This is a genomic window from Dyella sp. ASV21 (genome assembly GCF_016428975.1).
Taxonomy (GTDB): domain Bacteria; phylum Pseudomonadota; class Gammaproteobacteria; order Xanthomonadales; family Rhodanobacteraceae; genus Dyella.
The window spans coordinates 1-1,493 of record NZ_JAELTT010000150.1 but is presented as its reverse complement, the minus strand read 5'-3'; the positions used below and the strand labels follow the sequence as shown (position 1 = coordinate 1,493).

2 protein-coding genes and 1 pseudogene are annotated in these 1,493 nt (G+C 64.8%); 1 reads left to right on the top strand and 2 read right to left on the bottom strand.

Annotation, left to right across the window (positions count from 1 at the left end):
- On the bottom strand, positions 1 to 117 hold a 117-nt coding region (locus JHD67_RS21325; RefSeq protein ID WP_199101149.1), incomplete at its 3' end, for a dihydroneopterin aldolase.
- A 228-nt stretch (positions 118 to 345) separates the two neighbouring features.
- On the opposite strand from JHD67_RS21325, the gene JHD67_RS21320 reads away from it, so the two are divergent.
- Complete coding sequence (locus JHD67_RS21320) at positions 346 to 1,113, top strand: hypothetical protein (RefSeq protein WP_199101148.1); 768 nt, start codon at positions 346 to 348, stop codon at positions 1,111 to 1,113.
- A 50-nt stretch (positions 1,114 to 1,163) separates the two neighbouring features.
- On the opposite strand, the pseudogene JHD67_RS21315 reads toward JHD67_RS21320, so the two are convergent.
- A pseudogene (locus JHD67_RS21315) lies at positions 1,164 to 1,493 on the bottom strand (tRNA (adenosine(37)-N6)-threonylcarbamoyltransferase complex transferase subunit TsaD); the annotation flags it as partial.

Here is a 1,493-nt window from a genome sequence, read left to right as displayed (position 1 = left end):
GGTGTTGTCGAACGCCATCTCGATGTCGAGCGACAGCGTCTGGCGCACACGGCGCTCCCAGTCGTAGATGCCGATGACGGCGTCGATGCGCAGGTCTTCGATGAAGACGATATCCATGGGAATCAAGCACCCGTTGCTAGGTTGGAGACAGGTGCATGCGATAAACCTACACTTGTCTAAGCGTGCGCCATTGTAACGATGGAACGGCGCGCGCGCCCGGCTCCGCTATCCCCCGCACGCCCTCTCAGCGTGCGAGCGCCGCCCCATTCGACTCCACGACGTCGTAACGCGCCCACCGGCGCGGGCCGGAACCTGCTTTTCGCACTTCACGCATAAGGAAATCACATGACGTTCTTGCAGAAACTCGAAAGCCTCTACGGCGGCCTGATCCGCCTGCTCACCGCCGTACTCACCCTCGCCCTGCTCGCCGTGGCGGCCACCACGCTGGTGAACTGGCAGCGCGCCACCGCTACCGAACCGGAAGCCAAGGCCGCCGCCACGCAGGTTGCGCCCACGATCAGTGGCGACGACCTGGTCAAGCGCGTGATCGCCAGCCAGGGCGGCAAGCCCGACAACGGCATCAGCGCCGACGACCCCAACCGCGCCGCCTACGAGCGCATGAGCAAGGCCATCGACGCCTTTGCGCGCAAGCACGAGGTATCCAAGGAAGACGCCGATGTGGACAGCGTGCTCTCCACCATCCACGACAACGTCAACTATTTCGACGCCGATGCGATGAAGGCCGCCTACGCCAACGGCCTGGCCGACGCGCTGGAACGCACGCTCACCGACGCCAAGGTCGAAGCCTTGTTGAACCCGCCCGCGGCAAAGAAGGACGATGCGTGGTCCAGCGACGAGGACGTAACCCCCATGGGCATCGTCAACGACGCCGTATCGCAGTACGACGCCGCGTTCACCAAACAAGCCAACCGCGATGATTCCGACGCCACCGGCGCGGTCGCGCACAAAGAAAAGCAGGACGCCGCCTGGCGTTCGCTGCTGCGTGCCGGCGGCCCGTTGCTGCTGCTGATCCTGGTGCTGCAGTTGCTCACCTTTGGCCGGATCGAGCAGAACACGCGCACGCTGACCGGACAGAGCAAGCAGGCCAACTAACGCGCTGTAGGCGGATCCACCTGCGCAAGCGGGTGGGTCCCCTGTCGCCGTCATGCCGGCGGCAGGCTCTCCAGATCCCAGCGCGGAAACACCTGTACCGATGCGTCCTGGTGCTGGCCATGCGCAAGGCGTATCGCCCCGGCCAGCGCAATCATGGCGCCGTTGTCGGTGCAAAAGGCCAGGCGCGGAAAATACGCGCGAAATCCATCCTTGTCGCCCGCCGCGGCCAACTCTGCACGCAGACGCTTGTTGGCGCCCACGCCACCGGCGATCACCAGGCGCTTTGCACCGCTGGCCTGCAGGGCACGGCGGCACTTGATGATCATGGTGTCGACAATGGCTTCCTCGAAGGCACGCGCAATATCCGCGCGGGTCTGCTC

Coding starts and splice junctions, on each gene's coding strand:
- JHD67_RS21320 (WP_199101148.1), top strand. CDS start 346: ATGACGTTCTTGCAGAAACTCGAAAGCCTCTACGGCGGCCTGATCCGC.